Below are 15,938 nucleotides of genomic sequence, written 5' to 3'. Positions count from 1 at the left end.
GTAGCAACCGCATCCAAGAGGACGACAATGCCCGAGAGCCGCACGCGATCCCTGCGTGCCCGCCGCCTCAAGATCGAGCCCGAGCCCGTTTCCCAACGGGCCCCGCAGGTTGCGCGCGTGCGCTTGCATCCGCATGGCCTCGAGCTGCCGAGCGGTGGCCCTCAGGTGGAGCGCGCCTCTTCCGTGCTGCCGCTCTACGCCGGGTCGATGCACTATTGGCGCCACCATCCGTCCACGTGGGGCCCCGGCCTCGATGCGATGCGCGAGATGGGGCTACTCCTCGTCGACACCTACGTCCCTTGGGGCGTGCACGAGCGCGAGCCGGGGGTCTACGACTTCGGCACCAAGGAGCCGCGCCACGACGTCGGCCGCTTTCTGCGCATGGCCCACGAGCGCGGCCTTCGCGCCGTCGTTCGTCCGGGGCCGCACATCAATGCGGAGCTCACGTACTTCGGCTTGCCCGAGCGCATCGTTTGGGACCGCGCGTGCCAAGCGCGCACGCCGCGCGACAACCCGGTGATGCTTCCCATCGTGCCGGTCGCCTTTCCGGTGCCGAGCTACGCGAGCCGCGTCTTTCATTCCGAGGTGGAGCGCTGGTTCGATCGCGTCGCCAAGGAGCTCGCGCCGCTGCGCTACCCCGAGGGCCCCATCGTCCTCGTGCAGATCGACAACGAGGGCGCGCTCTATTTCCGCGACGGCGCGTACGACCAGGATTACCACCCCGACGCCATCGTCCTCTTCCGGCGCTTCCTCCGCGGAAAGTACCGCACCCCGCGCGAGCTCCGCGCCGCGTGGGGCCAGTCGGATCTCTCCTTCTCCACGGTCACACCGCCCGTGCGCTTCGAGGCGACCACGGCCGACGACCTCGTGCGCCACATGGACTGGATGGAGTTCCACGAGCACCTGCTCGCCGGCGCCATGCAGCGCATGGCCCGCACCCTCGCCGCGAGCGGCCTCGATGGCCTGCCCACGATGCACAACTTCCCCCTGGCCGAGGCGGTGACCCCGCTCAATGCCGGCCGCATCGAGCTCGATCTCATCGGGCTCGATTACTACCACCGCGCCGCGCCGCAGGATCACATGGCCATTCTGCGCCGCACCAGCGAGCTCGTCTCGCGATGCGCCGGCATGGGCGCGCCCGCATACGGCGCCGAAGTGGGGGCTGGCTTTCCGCCGTTCTTCTCGCCGCTCTCCGAGGACGACTCGGTCTACACCTTGATGAGCGCCATGGCCTACGGCCTGCGCGGCTACAACCTGTACATGGCCGTCGAGCGCGATCGCTGGGTCGGAGCGCCCATCGATCCGCAGGGTCGACGCCGACCCTTCGCCGATCGCTACGAAGCGCTCTCGCGTGCGCTCGAGCAGACCCGCTTCCACACGCTCACGCGCCGCGCGCCCGTGCGGCTCGTGGTGCCGCGCGCCCTGCGGCGCCTCGCGCGTGCGACGCATGCCTTCGGACCCATGACGCCGGCCATGTTCCACGTCATCGGTGCCGGCTTTCGCGAGAGCTGCCTCGAGGACGACTTCGGCCTCGGCGGCGGCGCGCCCACCCTCGACGCCGAAGCGTACCTGCGCGCGTTCGAACGGGCGCTCTCCGCGCGCGGCGTTCCCTTTGCGTACGCCGGCGGGGAGACCTTCGACGTCAGCACGCGCGATGCCCGCTGGCTCATCTGCGCCACCGCCGGCGGCGTGAAGCGCGAACTCTGGGCTTCGCTCCTCGTGGCCGCGAGCTCCGAAGGCACGCGCGTCACCGTCGGGCCGCGCATCCCGGACCGCGATGGGAGCCTGCGCCGGCTCGACGTGCCCTACGAGCGCGGCGCCATCGAGCTCGAGCCGCTCGAGGAAATGGCCCAGGCCGATGCCCTGGTCGCACGGCGCATCGAGGAGCTCGCGCTGCCCACGTATCCGCATGCGCCCGACGACATCTTCGTCGCCGTGCACGAAGACGATCGCGGCGTCGCCAAGGTCGCCTTTTTCATGAACCCCACGGCCTCCGAGGTGAGCGCGCGCGTGGCCTTGCCTGGAGCGAACGCGCTCGTCGACTTGCTTGCCACACGGGCACGCCGCATCTCCCGCACCGCCGGTGGTTTCGATCTCACCGTGCCGCCGCGCACGGTGCGCATGATGGCCATCGAAAGCTGACATGCGCGTCCTGCTGAAAGAAACGCTCTCCCCCGTCGAGGCGGAGGAATACGACGCCTTCGTCGCCACCGCGCGCGGCGGACACTATTCGCAGGCCCGCTCGTGGAGTCCCGTGGCCACCGCCGGCCGCCCGCTCACCGTGCGCTGGTTCCTTGCTCGCGACGGCGGAAAGACCGTAGGCGCGGGCCTCTTGCTCCGCCCGCAGGTCGCTCGCTACCTCCTGGCACCGGTCGCGCACATGGATCGCGGACCCGTGTGCGACGATCCCGAGCGGGTCGGCCACGTGGCTCGGGCCCTCGTGGCGAGGACGCGCCTGCACGGCATCGCGCGCCTGTCCATCATGCCGTATTGGACCGACGCCGAGGCCGACGCCGTCGAGCGCGCCCTCGATCGCGAGCGCTTCACCAACACGCAGAAGGCCGATGGGGCGCACATCGCCACGTTGCGCCTCGCGCTGGGCGAGCGCACCGAGGCCGAGGTCCTCGCGGGCGGCGACCGCGCCACCTTGCGACGAAAATTGAAGCAGGCCGAAAAAGCCGGCGCGCGCGCGCGCATGGGCACCGCGGCCGATCTGCCCACCCTCCGGCGCCTCCATGGGGAGTTGATGTCCGGCCAGGCGATGTCGCAAAAGCCGGATCTCTATTTCGAGCGCCTCGAAGGGCAACTCGCCCCGAACGGACCGGCGGGCCTTTTCGTGTGCGAGCACGAGGGCGATGTCGTTGCTGCAGCGCTCATGCTGCGTCATGGAAGCGTAGCCACCTTCGTGCTCGGCGCCTCCGATCGCTCCCACCGTTCTTTTTCGAAGATGGTGCTCCCCTTCCTTGCGGCCATTCGGTGGGCACGTGATTTGGGATGCACGAGCTTCGATTTGGGCGGCATCCCGATGGAGGGCGATACGGATGAGAAGCGCCGCAACATCGCGCAATTCAAGTTCGATTTCGACCGTACGCCGGTCCGGCTCGTAAGCGAGCACACTCGCTGGTTCTAACGTCGTTCTCAGTTACAATACGGACGTGGGGACGATGTCCGCCTCTCCCGCGCTCGTCTTGGCGTGGTCCGCGGTCGAACCGCATCGCGTCGGCGAAGTCGCGTTCTTGCCCGAAGGGGCCAAGGACGTCGTCTTTGGTCGCGGCCGCGACGACCTCATGTTCGTGCGCCAGCGCCCTGGCTCCATTGCACTGCGACCTCCCTTGCAGGGCGACGGCTTGTCGCGCCAGCAATTGCGCGTGCGCGCGCAAGCCGGCGGGCACGAGCTCGAGCTCGAGCGCATCGGCCGCTGCCCCATGCTCGTCAACGGCGACGCCGTGGATCGCGCCCGCGTCGGGCCTGGCGATGCCGTACTCCTGCCGAGCAATGTCCTCTTTTACGTGGTGACCCGCCCGCGCGTGCTGGGGAAGCTCGCGTCCTTCTCGTTCACCGACATGCCGCGCTTCGGCGAGATCGACCGCTTCGGCATCGTCGGCGAGAGCCCCGCGGCGTGGGAGCTGCGCGAGGCCGCCGCGCGCGCGGACAAGGACCGCGAATCGCGAAGCCGTTGGCCCATTTCCTCGCCGACCCCCAGCTCACCCATCTCGGTCAATCCGGTCATTGCCGACGACCTTCAGGATCGCCGCGAGGACGTTCCGCTGGTGGTGCGCCACGTGTTGCGCGATCTCGCGAAGACGAATCCCAATTTCGTTTCCCGCTTTCGGACCGAGGCCGGAGAGGTGCGCATCGATGGGACTTTGGTGGCCAATCTATTGCGCGATGCCATTGCGCGGACCATTCCCCACGTGGAGCGCCTTCTCTGGGCGGCCATCACCGAGAGTGTCGACGACATCATTGCGCACAATCCCGAATCGCGAGCGATACCGTCCGGCCCCCGCTCCGAAACGTTGCCCGCCGTCGATCCTTCGTGCGATCGCGTGCGCGAAGCCCTCGAAGCCTCCCACGGCAGCGTCGCGAAGGCCGCCCGTTTGCTCGGTTTGCGTACACGCTACGAGCTCTATCGATTGTTGAAGAAATACAAATTGGAAGCAATTCCTCGCCACGACGATTAGCTGGACGATGATAGCCGCGGGAATGTCGCCGCGGTGGTCTCCATTGTAATTGACTTGGTCGTCGCAATGATGAACAACGGTGTCGCCCACGCACGTTGATTGCGGACGACCAACCTTGGGCGCGTCATCGATTCAGGACGTCGAAGCCAACGCTCGAAAGCGGAGTCTGTGTTCGAGAGCCTGCACCTGTATGTCGTGCGGGGCTCCGAATCGCCCGTGCGCGTTTGCTCGTAATCCGGATTGAGGCGCCGCCCAGTCCAGGAGGTTAAATTATGCGACGAAAGTACATTGGCGTTGTTGCGTCATGCGCGGTTTTGACCGCCGTCATGTTGGCGGCGGCAGGCTGCGCGAGCGATGAAGACGAACCCGCACCGGCAGCAGGCTCCCAAGAGGAACCGCTCGAGGAACGAGGCATCCTTCTCGGGGCCGAGGGCGAGATCGTTCCCGAGCGGTACATCGTGACCCTGCGCGACGATATCGGAGAAGCGCTGTCGTCCACCGTGGACAATCTTCTGGCGCAGTATGGAGGGCGCATTGGTTTTCGATATACCGACGCGCTCAAAGGTTTTTCCGTCGAAATGCCGGAGTTTGCGGCACGCTTGCTCGCCGCAAATCCGCTGGTGAGCTCCGTTTCGCACGTTCATATCGGACACGGTGTTACGACCCAGCAAAACCCGCCGTGGGGGCTCGATCGGAGCGATCAAAGCGATCTGCCATTGAGCACTTCGTACACGTATCCGGACAACGGCGGGCAGGGGGTGACCGCTTACCTCGTCGACAGCGGCGTGACGCGACGGCATCCGGACTTCGAGAATCGAGTCACCTCGGGGTACGACTTCGTCGACGACGATGATGAGGCGAATGATGGTCACGGGCACGGAACGCACACGGCCGGTACCGTCCTGAGCAAGACGTACGGAATCGCCAAAAAGGCTCGGGGCGTCGCCCTGCGGGTGCTCGGAAACGACAACTCGGGCACCACCGAGCAAAGCCTGAATGCCTTCGATTGGATCATCCGCCATGCGCAGAAACCGGCGGTGCTCAATTACAGCATCGGATTCAGCGGCGGCGATTCGGCCATCGACAATGCTGCCCGCAGGGTATGGCAAGCAGGGATCGTCTTCGTGGTTTCGGCCGGCAATAACAACAAGGACGGGTGCCGCTCGGCCTCGCCCGCGCGGGTGACGGATCTCATCACCGTGGGGGCTACGACGCGCAGCGATAGCCGGGCACGCCCTCAGGATTGGGGCAGTGGCAGCGGCAGCAATTTCGGTGCGTGTTTGGATATCTTCGCACCGGGCACAGGCACCGTGTCGACGTCCTCGAGCGGTAGCGGGACGCGCACGATGTACGGCACTTCGATGGCCACGCCCCACGTAACGGGTGCCGCCGCCCTCTACCTCGCGACGAACCCGAGTGCCACGCCGCAGCAAGTGCGCAATGCCCTCGTGAACAATGCGACCGCCAAGGTCACCAATGCGGGCGCGAACACCACGAACAAATTGCTCTACATGGGATTCATTCGCTAATCCCCATTACGAGTGACGGCGGCCTGGGGGCATGGAGATGCGGAGAATTCGCGAGATTTCTCGGTGTTTTCGTGCCCCCGTGGCGCGATCGAACCGGAGACTGCCTGCAATTCCTCCTGTCGAGCCTGAACCCCATCCGTACCACCTGCGCATCGAACTGGGGAACAATGAGCTTACGTAATCGAACGTAAGCCTGACGTGGGGGATTCATCATGATTGAATCGAAAAGGTTGCTCCCCGGACTCTTGGGAGCGCTTGCCGTAATAGGCTTCGTTGGCTGCGCTTCTGGAGACGATGGTTCCGCGCAACAAGACGGCACTCTCACCGGGGACGGTGTCTCTCCGGCTTGTCCGCACGATCCACCGCCCCCTCCTCCAGGGGGAGGCGGCGCCAAAGGGTACTCCGGGCGGGCTTCCGCGCTCAGCGTCTACGTGAGCCTGAATCATCCGTCCACGACCACCTGGGACGGCATCGTGGTCGTCGGCGATACGAAGCCAGTCGGGGCCGGCGGCGGCTCGCTCACCAAGAGCCTTCTTACCGTCGAAGCCGGTCCGCTGTTGCAAGCCGCGGTCTTCAATGGCCTGGTGAAAGCCGGGGGAGGTAAGACGCACTCGGCGGCCTCCACGGCGAATGCCTCGGTGCTGGCGTCGGTCAAGAGCGGGTTGCTCCACGACGTTCTCGGTGCGGACGGGCGCGGTGGCGACATTTCGATCAATCTGCGCGAAATACTCGAGAGTCTCGGCATCACCGACGCGGCGCTCGACGGCCTCTTCAACGGCGGCCCGCTCCAAGGCGGTATTCAAGCCGACGTACTCGAAGAGACGGCCGACGCCTGGTGCGCCGGTGGCAAAGCATTGGCCGCGGCCGACGGGACCATTGCCCGCTTGGTAATTGGTGGATCGCCCATCAACATTACCTTGGGCGCCAACGTCAAAGTCCTCTCGATACCAGGGCTCGTCGAGGTCACCCTCAATGAGCAAGTCGTCACGGGTGGCGGCGGCTCGATCAGCGTCGATGCGTCGGCCCTTCACGTGAACCTTCTCGATGGCATCATCGACGTGAGGGTCTCGCGCGCCCAAGCGGGTGTCACCTGCGGCGATGGCGGCGGAGGTGGCGGTGGTGGAGGCGGCGGTGGGTGCGGCACCAAGTAACTAAACCCAGCCGCTCATGATCTCGTGATCGAGATGTGACTCGGACTCCCTATCCAGTGCGCGCTTGACGAGTGCGCAGACAATACGCGATGGGGAGGCATGAAAAGTTTATTTGCGGCGGTCCACGGGACGCGCTGCATGGCTGTATTGCTTCCCCTCGCCTCCCTCTCCCTCTCATGCGGTGGACGTGATGCGCAGCCCGAGTCCATTGGCGCGAGCCAGACGACCCCTCTGGAGGGGGCGCCCCCGCTGAAGAATCGTGTTCTGTTGTCCGACGACGAATTGGCGCCAAAAGCGCTGAAATTGCTCGGCGGAACGGGTGCGGATCTCAATTGCAATGGTTGCCACTCCATTACACGTGAATACGTGCGCTATTGGCGCGCGTTGAGCGATACCGCACTTTCCAATTGTCTGACCGACTTGCAAGTGAGCACGCCGGAATCGGCGCGATCCATGCTGGCGTGCATGCGGCAAGTGCCCACCGATCCAACGTCGGCCTACAAGGCGAAAAACCTCGGTATCTATTCGACCGCGGTGCCGCTTCCCTGGTTCGAATACCTGTTCAAACAGGCATTTGGCGATACGTGGGAAACGGAGCTCAAAAAATTCAAAGAGCGGGTGAAGATGCCTGTCGGCGAGCCGCCGCAAACGCATGCACCCTACACGCAAGAGGAGTTCGACCTCTTGGCGGAGTGGTTTGGCCGCGGATTGCCAAAGCTGGAATCGCTCCTGCCCGAGGATCCGGCGCCGAGCACCTGCAATCCGGGTATTTCGGCGGATGTCGCCACGCACGTGAGCAAGATGAAGTTCGAAGGCTGGCGCGCGGTGAACGCCGAGCGCGGTCTGCTCATGCACGGGTGCACGGCCGGATCCGATCCGCGCGATTGCCTGGCGAGCTACCCGCGTGCGGGCGAGCAGCCGTATGGCCAAGGCTGGGAGTCGCTCGAGGGCGCCAAGTTGCGCGTGCTCCGCGAACAGCCTTATCGCTCGTACTATTGGACGCGCAGCTCGCCGGATGGCCGCTTCGTGGCCCATGGTGGTTCCTCCGCGGGCACGGGAAGCACCATCGTGGATTTGCTTCAGAATCGCGTCATTGGCGTGAACGCCAAATACGATCCGAGCTTCTTCCCGGACAATTCGGGTTTCGCGTTCCAGGGAAGCAAGGCGTTCTTCTGCGAGGAAGGGCTGCTCACCTCGGGGCCGGCGAACATCACGTTTTCGGAGCCGCAGTGCAGCTCGAATGGGCAAGTTCGGCTTTACCAGCACGTGGGCGCGGCGCTCGGCGGTGGCGACTATTGGACCGTCGACAGTGGCTTCGTGAGCGATGACGGCGGCAAGAGCTCGACGCCGGGCAAAGACCCGACGGCCAGCTTTGCCTCGACGGCGAAGATCCGGCTCACGCCGATGATCCACACGGGCAGCACGTTCGAGCCGCTGCCCTCCATCGAAAAGAGCGCGCCGTTCGAAGGCGACACCGTCATCTCGCCGTCGACGCAGTGGCTGGTCAGCCGCCTCGGCGGCAGCCGCGGACGGCAGCTCGGTTACGTGCTGCGCCGCCTCGTGGCCACGCGCACCGAGACGGGCTACACGGTGGAGACACCCGAGGTGGCGCGCTATTGCCTTTACGGCGGCAAGCCGAACTTCTCGTTCGACGAGCGCTGGATGGTCATGCACCACTACATCGAGAACAACGCGAACGACGCGAAAGATCTCGGTTACACCGGCCTGAGCGATCCGGGCTTCAAGCCGTACGCGGAGAAGGGCGGTTCGAACATTTACCTGGTCGACGTGCTCACCGGTAAGCGCACGCGCGTGACGAAGGTGCAGCCCGGGCAATATGCGCTCTTCCCGCATTTCCGCTCCGATGGCTGGATCTATTTCGCGGTGCGCAATGGCGCAGCCAGCAGCACGGAATACGTCGTGGCGAGCGACGCGGCGTTGGTGCTTCCTTGAAACGAGGCGCCGCGTTCGCGGCGCTCGCGTTCTTCCTGGGTTGCCAAGATCGGGACGGCTCCTCGCGTTCGCTGATTGGCGAGCGCGCGGATGCCGTCCAGGCGGCGGACCGGAAGATCCTGGGCGCCGCACAGCCCTTCGTGGCCGACGAGACGCTGCGTGCGCGCGAAGAGGCGTTGCGGCAGTCGAAGCGCCTTCGCCGCGAGGCGGCTTGGCGAACGGTGGAGAAGATCCTCGCGCCGGTGGCATTGGCCGAGTCATTGCCGAACCCCTCGCGCGTTCCCTCGTGGCAAACCTGGTACGACCGCGAAGACGCGCGGCGCGTCTTTCATCGGCTTTACGACGGCCTCGGGCCGCAGCGGCGGCGTGCGCGGGCGTCGTTCACGGAGGCGGAGCTCGATGCGGCGTTCGCGTGGAACACACGCGCCGTCGAGGAGCTGCCCAATTGGCCGGCGGACCGCTATCGGGCCTACCTGGCCTCGCTCGACGAGGCCGCGGAGGTCGCGGGCGTTGGCGGTATTGCGCGCGTGGCCTACAGCCCGGCCACGTTGCGGCATCTGTTCGGGAGCTACCGCCCCATCACGGATTGCCTCGCGCGCGGCAGCTCCGATGCCGGCAGCGCGTGGGCGCCCTGCCTTCGTGCGGCCTTTCCGTCCGATGCTGCCGTCATCAAGAGCTCGTGGGTGCGCGCCGACTTCGGCCGCAAGCTGCCCACGTACGAGACGTCGGCCGAGGCCCTCGCCCAGCGCCTTTCGCCCGATGGGGGCGTCTCGTGGGAAACACCGGACAGCGAATCCAATCCAGGGCCCGAGGCGATTTACACCTTGAAGCTCGCCAATGGAAACACGTACCGCCTGGCGGGGCTTCACCTCATCACCAAGGAATTGGACCACTGGGTGTGGACCACCCTGTGGTGGTCGGCTTCGCCCGATCTCGACTTCGGTGCCGACAGGCCCGCATCGATCGAAGGGCCGTGGCGGCATTACAAGATGTGCACGGTGACGGCATTCGACGAGCGCGATCCGGCGCCCGGCGGCGGCTTCGACGAGCATCCATCGTTGGCGGGCGCGCTCGCCGCGGTGCACTCCGGCGAGGGAGCGCCCACGTGGTGCTCGAACCCGTACATCGAACGCGGCGAGGGGAATGCGAGCACGAACTGCGTCGGCTGCCACCAACACGCCGGCACCAGCGTGCTCACCTCGGAAATCTTGTCCGACGCGGCGCGTTTTCCCATGCGCGGGCGCACCTTGCTTCGAAGCGACTTCCCCGTCGACTATGCGTGGACGGTGAATCAAGGCGAACGACTGGGCTTCTACTTCGCCGATGAGATGGCCTTTTACGACCAAAGCGATCCGCCATAACCGCAGAGAGACGCACACTTCGGCGGGATCAACCCCGGTTCATCTGCGGATCGCGCCACGCCCAGCGATCGGGCGCAGCACACGTCGATTTCGCCGGTGATTAGCGAGGCTTCTCGCGGCATCTCGCGAGTGGATTCGCGACGATGGCCGGATTCGGCTCTGGCACGATCCTCGAAGAGACGATCGGTCATGGAACGACGACTCTTTGCCAGCGCTTCGATTCGACCCCGCTCCTTGTTCTCTCTCTGCTCCGTGGCATTCCTTGCACTCGTCGTGGGAACTGCCGGTGGCTGCTCTTCTTCCGACGACCGCGCATCCGACGAGGGTGACGTGGAGGCGGCGGAAGACGAGATTCAAATTGGCGATCCGCATGGTGACCACGACGGCGACGGTCTTGCCCCCGAGGGCGATAGCGTGACCGAGGAAGCCGCGGACGAAGAAGCCAGCGCCGACGAAGACGCCGTCGACATCGCCGCCGCGGCGGCTGCGCGGGTGGCGTCGCCGGTTCCTGGCAAGAAGGTCACGTACCCCTACGGCGTGAAGAATCCGCGCTACGCCGCCGGTTACCACACGGGCGACGACTACGCCGCCGCCACCGGCACGAAGGTCGTTGCCGTGCGCGCGGGCAAGATCCGCTGGTCCAATAGCAAGGGCGGCGCGTACGGCAACTGGATCGGCCTCGACGCCGACAACGGCCGCACCTACGTTTACTGCCATCTCTCGAGCCGCAGCGTCGCCGCAGGCGCCACCATCAAAGCCGGCCAGCAGCTCGGCAAGGTGGGCGCCACCGGCAACGTTACCGGCCCGCACCTGCACTTCGAGGATCACCCCAAGGGCCCCTTCAAGTACGCACAGGACCGCAAGCCGAAGTGGTGATTCGGGATCACGGCGCGCAGTTGAACGTCACCGAGATGCGCGCCTCGGGGTTCTGCTGGAGCACGTTGCACGTGTTCGGACACAGCACGACGCTCGTGGGCGCGTCCGCGTCATTGTAGTGCCAGCCGTTGCCGCCGGAGCACGCCGGCGCGTAAGGAACGGTCGTCGACGCGCCCGAGCCCGACGTGAAGGTCACCGTCGCGCCGGCCAACGTCCGCCCCGAGGGGAGGGCAGGAATGGTCATCGAGCAGGGCGCGGTGCTGGGTCGGAGCTGGTTCAACTTGGTCACCAGCTCGCGAGACGCCTTCGCGGGATCGCTGGGCGACACGACGATCGCGCGCTCGGTGCCGCCCGCGCTGGCGAATTGATTCAAGCTGGGGAGCTCCGGCCCCACGGCGACCACGACCGTCGGGATGGACGGCGCGCCCTGGTAAGCCGACGCGATCACCTGCTGCACATTGGCGTTGGTGCTTTCACACGCGTTTGGGCCGCCGTCGGTGACCAGGACGACGACCGGCTTGGCCCCTGGCAGTTTCGCCGCGAGGTCCTTGGCCGCTGAGACCGCGCCCTCCAGCGCCGAGCGCATGGGGCTTCCGCCCGCAGGAGATTGGCCCTCTACCGACGTTCCCAACGCCGTGTTGGGTAGGGCGGTCAGCCCAATGGCCGGCGTGGCGTAACGTGGCGAAATGCAGACCGGGTCTCCGCTTTCGACAATCGGAAAGTAGTGAAGCGAGGCACTGAGACCGGCTGATTGAGGATCGGCAAAAAACGATTTCATCGCGACCACGATCGGATCCCAGCGTGTCGCTTTCGTGTCTACGCCCTGGGCATCACGCACCAGGCTCCCCGATCGATCGTGCATGACGACGGCATTGATCCGACGCTTCGTCTGTCGTGACTCGGCAGTACCACAAACCGAAGCGTCGCCGCCGGCATCGACGGGGGCCGATCGCGCATCATGGTCCTCCGCGTCCCCACCCGCATCGAGTCCGTTTTGGGCACCCGGATCGAGCGCACTCCTTCCCGAATCGCCCGACTCACTTCCACACGCCGCGCTCAACGCGACGACCAGCGTCCCGGCAGCCGCGCCACCGACGATCTTGCATAGGTTCATGCGGCCACGCGCACTGCACGGCATGCGCCACGCGTTGCGACGCTTTCGCGGCGCCGCATCGGGCTCATTTTGGTGCCATTCCTCGAACAATCACGAAATGAGCGCACCGATCATCATGGAATGCTGCGTGCGATCATCCTGGATCCCGGGTTCACTGCATCGAAGCCCGTCTGCGCGTCCGGCCAGACGTATCCCTTGTGGCGTTCTCCGACTCATTTCCGCACGCCGCACTCAGCACCACGGTGCACGCCACCACGGTCGCGCAGCCCGCGACGCTTCGAAGATTCGGATTCAGAAGCTGTAGCGCAGCGCCAGCCCGGCACTCAAGAGAAGGGGGAGATCACTCCCCCCTGTTTTCTTGAAGTTCGTGGCATCCCGTACGCCGAAATTCAGGCCGAACGCGAGGTGCCGATCGAGCTGGTAGTACTCGATGCCGATGCGCCCCCCGAAATACAAACCGAGTTTCTCCGCATCGCCGAAGCCGAGAATCTTGAGCGCATTGGTTGCGATATCGGCCTTGCTGAATCCCGCGCTTCCTTGCAGATACAAGCCCACGCGATCCGTCACCCGCAGCGTGAAGCGCGGCCCGGCGCCAAATCCGAAAATGGGAAAGGCACGCGCCTTGGTCTCGTCCTGGCCGCGCGAGGTGCTCGTGAAATAGAGATCGCCCTCGCCGAAGAGCATGAACGCCCGCGCGAACTCGTAACCCAGTTGCGTGTGCAACCAGAAGCCCGGCCCGGCCACGCCGCCGAATTCGCCCGTGAAGCCCTGCGCGCCCAAGGACGAATCGAGCACCAGCCCCGGCTTGTACGGCAACGGCGGCGGCGGCGCATCGACCGACGCGCTCACCTTGTCCTCGAGCGCGCGGGCCGGCGATGGCGCAAACGCCATCGTGAGGCCCACCGCGAGGAGCACGCGCGTTCGCATCGAACGAACGCGAGTGTATCAGCGCACTACTTCAGCAACCACCGAAACAGCATGTGCTTCGTCGCCTGCCGCGAAACGACCGCGATGGAGTCGACCAGCGGGATCTCTTTCGGGCAAACTTCGACGCAATTTTGCGCCTTGCCGCAACCGGCCACGCCGTCGGAGCCCATCAAGGCCTCGATGCGCTCGGCCGCGTGCATCTTTCCGCTCGGGTGCAGGTTGAACAGGCGCACCTGGTTGATCGCCGCCGGCCCGATGAAGTCCGACGAGTCGTTCACCTGCGGGCACGCCTCCAAGCAGCAGCCGCACGTCATGCAACGCGACAGCGGGTAGGCCTCTTCCTGCGTCTCCTGCGACTGCCTGGGTCCCGGTCCAAGCTCGTGGGTGCCGTCGAGGAGCACCCACGCCTTCACGCGCTTCAAGTCGTTGAACATGCGCGAGCGGTCGACCAAGAGATCGCGCACCAGTGGGAACTTGGTCATCGGCTCCAAGGTGATCGTCTCGCCGCTCTGCAGCAGCGTGTCGATCAGCGCCGTGCACGATTGGCGCACGCGCCCGTTGATGACCATGGTGCAGGAACCGCACACCTCTTCGAGGCACACGGACTCCCAGACCACCGGTGTGGTCTCCTTGCCATCGGTGGTGACGGGGTGTTTCCGGACTTCCATCAGCGCGCTGATGACGTTCATCTGCGGCTTCCAGGTGATCTCGAATTCCTCCCAACGCCGCGTATCCCGGCGCGTGGGACCATCTTGTCGCAACACTCGCAGCTTGAACGTGCGTACCTTCTGGCTCACTGCGTGGCCTCCTCTGCCTTCTTTTCGGCCTTGTTCGCTGCTTGCGCAGTCGCCGTGGCCGCCGCCGCACCCGCCGTTTCGTACTTGCGCGCGCGCGGCTTCACCAAACTCGTATCCACTTGATTCGTCGCATGCATCGGCTTGCCGTTGATCGAGTAATCGAGCGACGACACGTACTCGATGCCGTGATTGCCGCCGCCCACGCCCGGCTTGTGCAACGCCAAGGTCGTCTTCAGCCAATCGGCGTCGTTGCGGTCGCGGAACTCCGGCTTGAAGTGCGCACCGCGCGACTCGTCACGCCGGCGCGCGCCCACCGCAATCACGCGGGCCAGCACGATCATGTTGAACAGGTGCCGGATGAACGGTGCGCCCTGGTTCGCGTGGCCGGCCTTGTCGGTCACGCCGCACTTGCGCGCGCGGTCTTCCAGCTCGTCGATCTTCGTAATGACCTTGTCCAACGTGGCGTTGTGCCGCTCGATGGTCACATCGCGCAGCATCATCTCGCCGAGCTCCTCGTGCAGCCGGTACGGGTTCTCTTTCCCGTCCATCTTGAGGATGCGCTCGTACTTCTCTTCTTCGCGCTTGCGCGCCTGCTTGAAGAGGTTGTCGCCCACGTCGAAAGAGCTCTTCGCCAGGTTCTTCCGGTACGTCGCGATGGCGGGGCCGGCGACCATGCCGCCGTAAATGCAGCTCAAAAGCGAGTTCGCCCCGAGGCGGTTGGCGCCGTGGTACTGGTAGTCCACCTCGCCGGCGGCGTAGAGGCCCTCGATGTTCGTCGCCTGGTTGCGCGGGGAGCCCATCACGAGCGAACCGCTGGCCGAGCGCTCGAAGTCGACCCACAAGCCGCCCATCGAATAGTGCACGGCGGGGAAGACGCGCATCGGGTTCGTGTACGGATCCTCGCCCACGAACTTCTCGTAGATCTCCAGGATGCCCGAGAGCTTCTTCTCCAAGGTCTCGCGCGGGAGGTGCGTCAGGTCGAGGTAGACCTCGTTCTCGTTCTTCTTGCTGCCCTGGTTGAAGATGCCGCGCTTCTCGTGGAAGCACTTCAAAAAGAGCTCGCGGCTGGCGATGTCGCGCGGGACCAGGTTGCCGTAGCCGGGGTACTTTTCCTCGAGGAAGTACTCGCGATCCTTCTCCGGCACGTCGCGGCCGCGGCGCGTTTCATTGGGATCGCGCGGGACCCACACTCGTCCGCCCTCACCGCGGGCGCTCTCGGAGATGAGCCGAAGCTTGTCCGCACCCGGGATGGCCGTCGGGTGCACCTGGATGCACTCGCCGTTCGCGTAGCACGCGCCCTGCTGGTAGACCGCGCTCGCCGCCGTGCCGGTGTTGATGACGCTGTTGGTGGAGCGGCCGAACACGATGCCGGGGCCGCCGGTGGCGAGGCACACCGCATCGCCCGGGAAGGCCTCGATTTCCATGGTTTTGACGTCTTGCGCGACGATGCCGCGGGCGATGCCGGCGTCGTCCAGCACCACGGACAAGAAGTCGTACCACTCGAACTTGCGCACCATCTTCTCGCCGCGCACGACCACGCCGCGCTCGTCCTCGACGTCGATGGTCTCGAAGCGGCGCACTTGCTCGTCGAGTGCGTAGAGGAGCTGCTGCCCGGTGGTGGCGCCGGCGAAGGCGGTGCGGTGGAAGAGCGTCCCGCCGAAGCGGCGGAAGTCGAGCAAGCCTTCGGGCGTGCGGTTGAAGGGCACGCCCATGCGATCGAGCATGAAGACGATGCCGGGTGCGGCTTCCGCCATGCCTTTGACGGGAGGCTGGTTCGCGAGGAAGTCGCCGCCGTAGACCGTCTCCTCGAGGTGCACTTGGGGCGAATCGCCCTCGCCCTTGGTGTTCACGCTGGCGTTGATGCCACCCTGCGCGCACACGGAGTGCGATCGTTTGACCGGCACCAGCGAGAACAGATCGACGGGAACGCCCGCTTCGCACAACTTGATGACCGTGGTGAGCCCTGCCAGTCCGCCCCCGACGACGATCACCCGCCGCACCTTGTTCGACTCGCTCTTGAGGATGCTCTTTGTTGCCATGTGAAGTGTG

The 15,938-nt window shown here is 65.5% G+C and carries 12 protein-coding genes; 8 read left to right on the top strand and 4 right to left on the bottom strand.

The window, feature by feature from the left end:
* Positions 1 to 27: 27 nt before the first annotated feature.
* From LZC95_46080 to LZC95_46045, 8 genes are all read left to right on the top strand, one after another.
* Positions 28 to 2,142: a beta-galactosidase gene (locus tag LZC95_46080; GenBank protein WXA93812.1), complete on the top strand. Its 2,115-nt coding sequence runs from the start codon at positions 28 to 30 to the stop codon at positions 2,140 to 2,142.
* 1 nt (position 2,143) lies between these two features.
* Entirely contained in the window at positions 2,144 to 3,130 is a 987-nt protein-coding gene (locus LZC95_46075; GenBank protein WXA93811.1) for a GNAT family N-acetyltransferase, read from the top strand.
* A 34-nt stretch (positions 3,131 to 3,164) separates the two neighbouring features.
* The gene (locus LZC95_46070) at positions 3,165 to 4,181 is read left to right on the top strand and encodes a hypothetical protein (GenBank protein ID WXA93810.1); all 1,017 of its coding nucleotides are present in this window, start codon (positions 3,165 to 3,167) and stop codon (positions 4,179 to 4,181) included.
* Between the two features lie 272 nt (positions 4,182 to 4,453).
* Complete coding sequence (locus LZC95_46065) at positions 4,454 to 5,710, top strand: S8 family peptidase (GenBank protein WXA93809.1); 1,257 nt, start codon at positions 4,454 to 4,456, stop codon at positions 5,708 to 5,710.
* A gap of 212 nt (positions 5,711 to 5,922) precedes the next feature.
* Positions 5,923 to 6,861, top strand: a complete 939-nt coding sequence (locus LZC95_46060) for a hypothetical protein (protein WXA93808.1) — start codon at positions 5,923 to 5,925, stop codon at positions 6,859 to 6,861.
* Between the two features lie 138 nt (positions 6,862 to 6,999).
* Complete coding sequence (locus LZC95_46055) at positions 7,000 to 8,814, top strand: hypothetical protein (GenBank protein ID WXA93807.1); 1,815 nt, start codon at positions 7,000 to 7,002, stop codon at positions 8,812 to 8,814.
* Complete coding sequence (locus tag LZC95_46050; GenBank protein ID WXA93806.1) at positions 8,811 to 10,175, top strand: hypothetical protein; 1,365 nt, start codon at positions 8,811 to 8,813, stop codon at positions 10,173 to 10,175. Before LZC95_46055 ends, LZC95_46050 begins: the two co-directional genes overlap by 4 nt.
* Before the next feature lie 189 nt (positions 10,176 to 10,364).
* Positions 10,365 to 11,051, top strand: a complete 687-nt coding sequence (locus tag LZC95_46045) for a M23 family metallopeptidase (GenBank protein WXA93805.1) — start codon at positions 10,365 to 10,367, stop codon at positions 11,049 to 11,051.
* Between the two features lie 7 nt (positions 11,052 to 11,058).
* On the opposite strand, the gene LZC95_46040 is transcribed toward LZC95_46045, so the two are convergent.
* The 4 genes from LZC95_46040 to sdhA all read right to left on the bottom strand — a co-directional run bounded on the left by LZC95_46040 (position 11,059) and on the right by sdhA (position 15,928).
* On the bottom strand, positions 11,059 to 12,165 hold the full coding sequence (locus LZC95_46040; protein WXA93804.1) for a hypothetical protein: 1,107 nt from the start codon (positions 12,163 to 12,165) through the stop codon (positions 11,059 to 11,061).
* A gap of 291 nt (positions 12,166 to 12,456) precedes the next feature.
* On the bottom strand, positions 12,457 to 13,092 hold the full coding sequence (locus tag LZC95_46035; GenBank protein ID WXA93803.1) for a hypothetical protein: 636 nt from the start codon (positions 13,090 to 13,092) through the stop codon (positions 12,457 to 12,459).
* A 26-nt stretch (positions 13,093 to 13,118) separates the two neighbouring features.
* Positions 13,119 to 13,889 carry a succinate dehydrogenase iron-sulfur subunit gene (sdhB, locus tag LZC95_46030; GenBank protein ID WXA93802.1) on the bottom strand — a complete coding sequence of 257 codons (771 nt, stop codon included), beginning with the start codon at positions 13,887 to 13,889 and terminating at the stop codon, positions 13,119 to 13,121.
* The gene (gene sdhA, locus LZC95_46025; GenBank protein ID WXA93801.1) at positions 13,886 to 15,928 is read right to left on the bottom strand and encodes a succinate dehydrogenase flavoprotein subunit; all 2,043 of its coding nucleotides are present in this window, start codon (positions 15,926 to 15,928) and stop codon (positions 13,886 to 13,888) included. The genes sdhB and sdhA overlap by 4 nt, the downstream gene beginning before the upstream one ends.
* Positions 15,929 to 15,938 lie beyond the last annotated feature (10 nt).

It is taken from the genome of Sorangiineae bacterium MSr12523 (assembly GCA_037157775.1).
Classification (GTDB): Bacteria; Myxococcota_A; Polyangia; order Polyangiales; family Polyangiaceae; genus Pendulispora; species Pendulispora brunnea.
The sequence above is the reverse complement of the archived record's forward strand: the minus strand, read 5'-3'. Positions and strand labels throughout refer to the sequence as shown.

Excerpts from the sequence above, each read along its gene's own strand:
- LZC95_46040 (WXA93804.1), bottom strand. The coding sequence starts at position 12,165 with ATGAACCTATGCAAGATCGTCGGTGGCGCGGCTGCCGGGACGCTGGTC.
- LZC95_46075 (WXA93811.1), top strand. The coding sequence starts at position 2,144 with ATGCGCGTCCTGCTGAAAGAAACGCTCTCCCCCGTCGAGGCGGAGGAA.
- LZC95_46045 (WXA93805.1), top strand. The coding sequence starts at position 10,365 with ATGGAACGACGACTCTTTGCCAGCGCTTCGATTCGACCCCGCTCCTTG.
- LZC95_46080 (WXA93812.1), top strand. The coding sequence starts at position 28 with ATGCCCGAGAGCCGCACGCGATCCCTGCGTGCCCGCCGCCTCAAGATC.
- LZC95_46065 (WXA93809.1), top strand. The coding sequence starts at position 4,454 with ATGCGACGAAAGTACATTGGCGTTGTTGCGTCATGCGCGGTTTTGACC.
- LZC95_46070 (WXA93810.1), top strand. The coding sequence starts at position 3,165 with ATGTCCGCCTCTCCCGCGCTCGTCTTGGCGTGGTCCGCGGTCGAACCG.
- LZC95_46055 (WXA93807.1), top strand. The coding sequence starts at position 7,000 with ATGGCTGTATTGCTTCCCCTCGCCTCCCTCTCCCTCTCATGCGGTGGA.
- LZC95_46035 (WXA93803.1), bottom strand. The coding sequence starts at position 13,092 with ATGCGAACGCGCGTGCTCCTCGCGGTGGGCCTCACGATGGCGTTTGCG.
- sdhA (WXA93801.1), bottom strand. The coding sequence starts at position 15,928 with ATGGCAACAAAGAGCATCCTCAAGAGCGAGTCGAACAAGGTGCGGCGG.
- LZC95_46060 (WXA93808.1), top strand. The coding sequence starts at position 5,923 with ATGATTGAATCGAAAAGGTTGCTCCCCGGACTCTTGGGAGCGCTTGCC.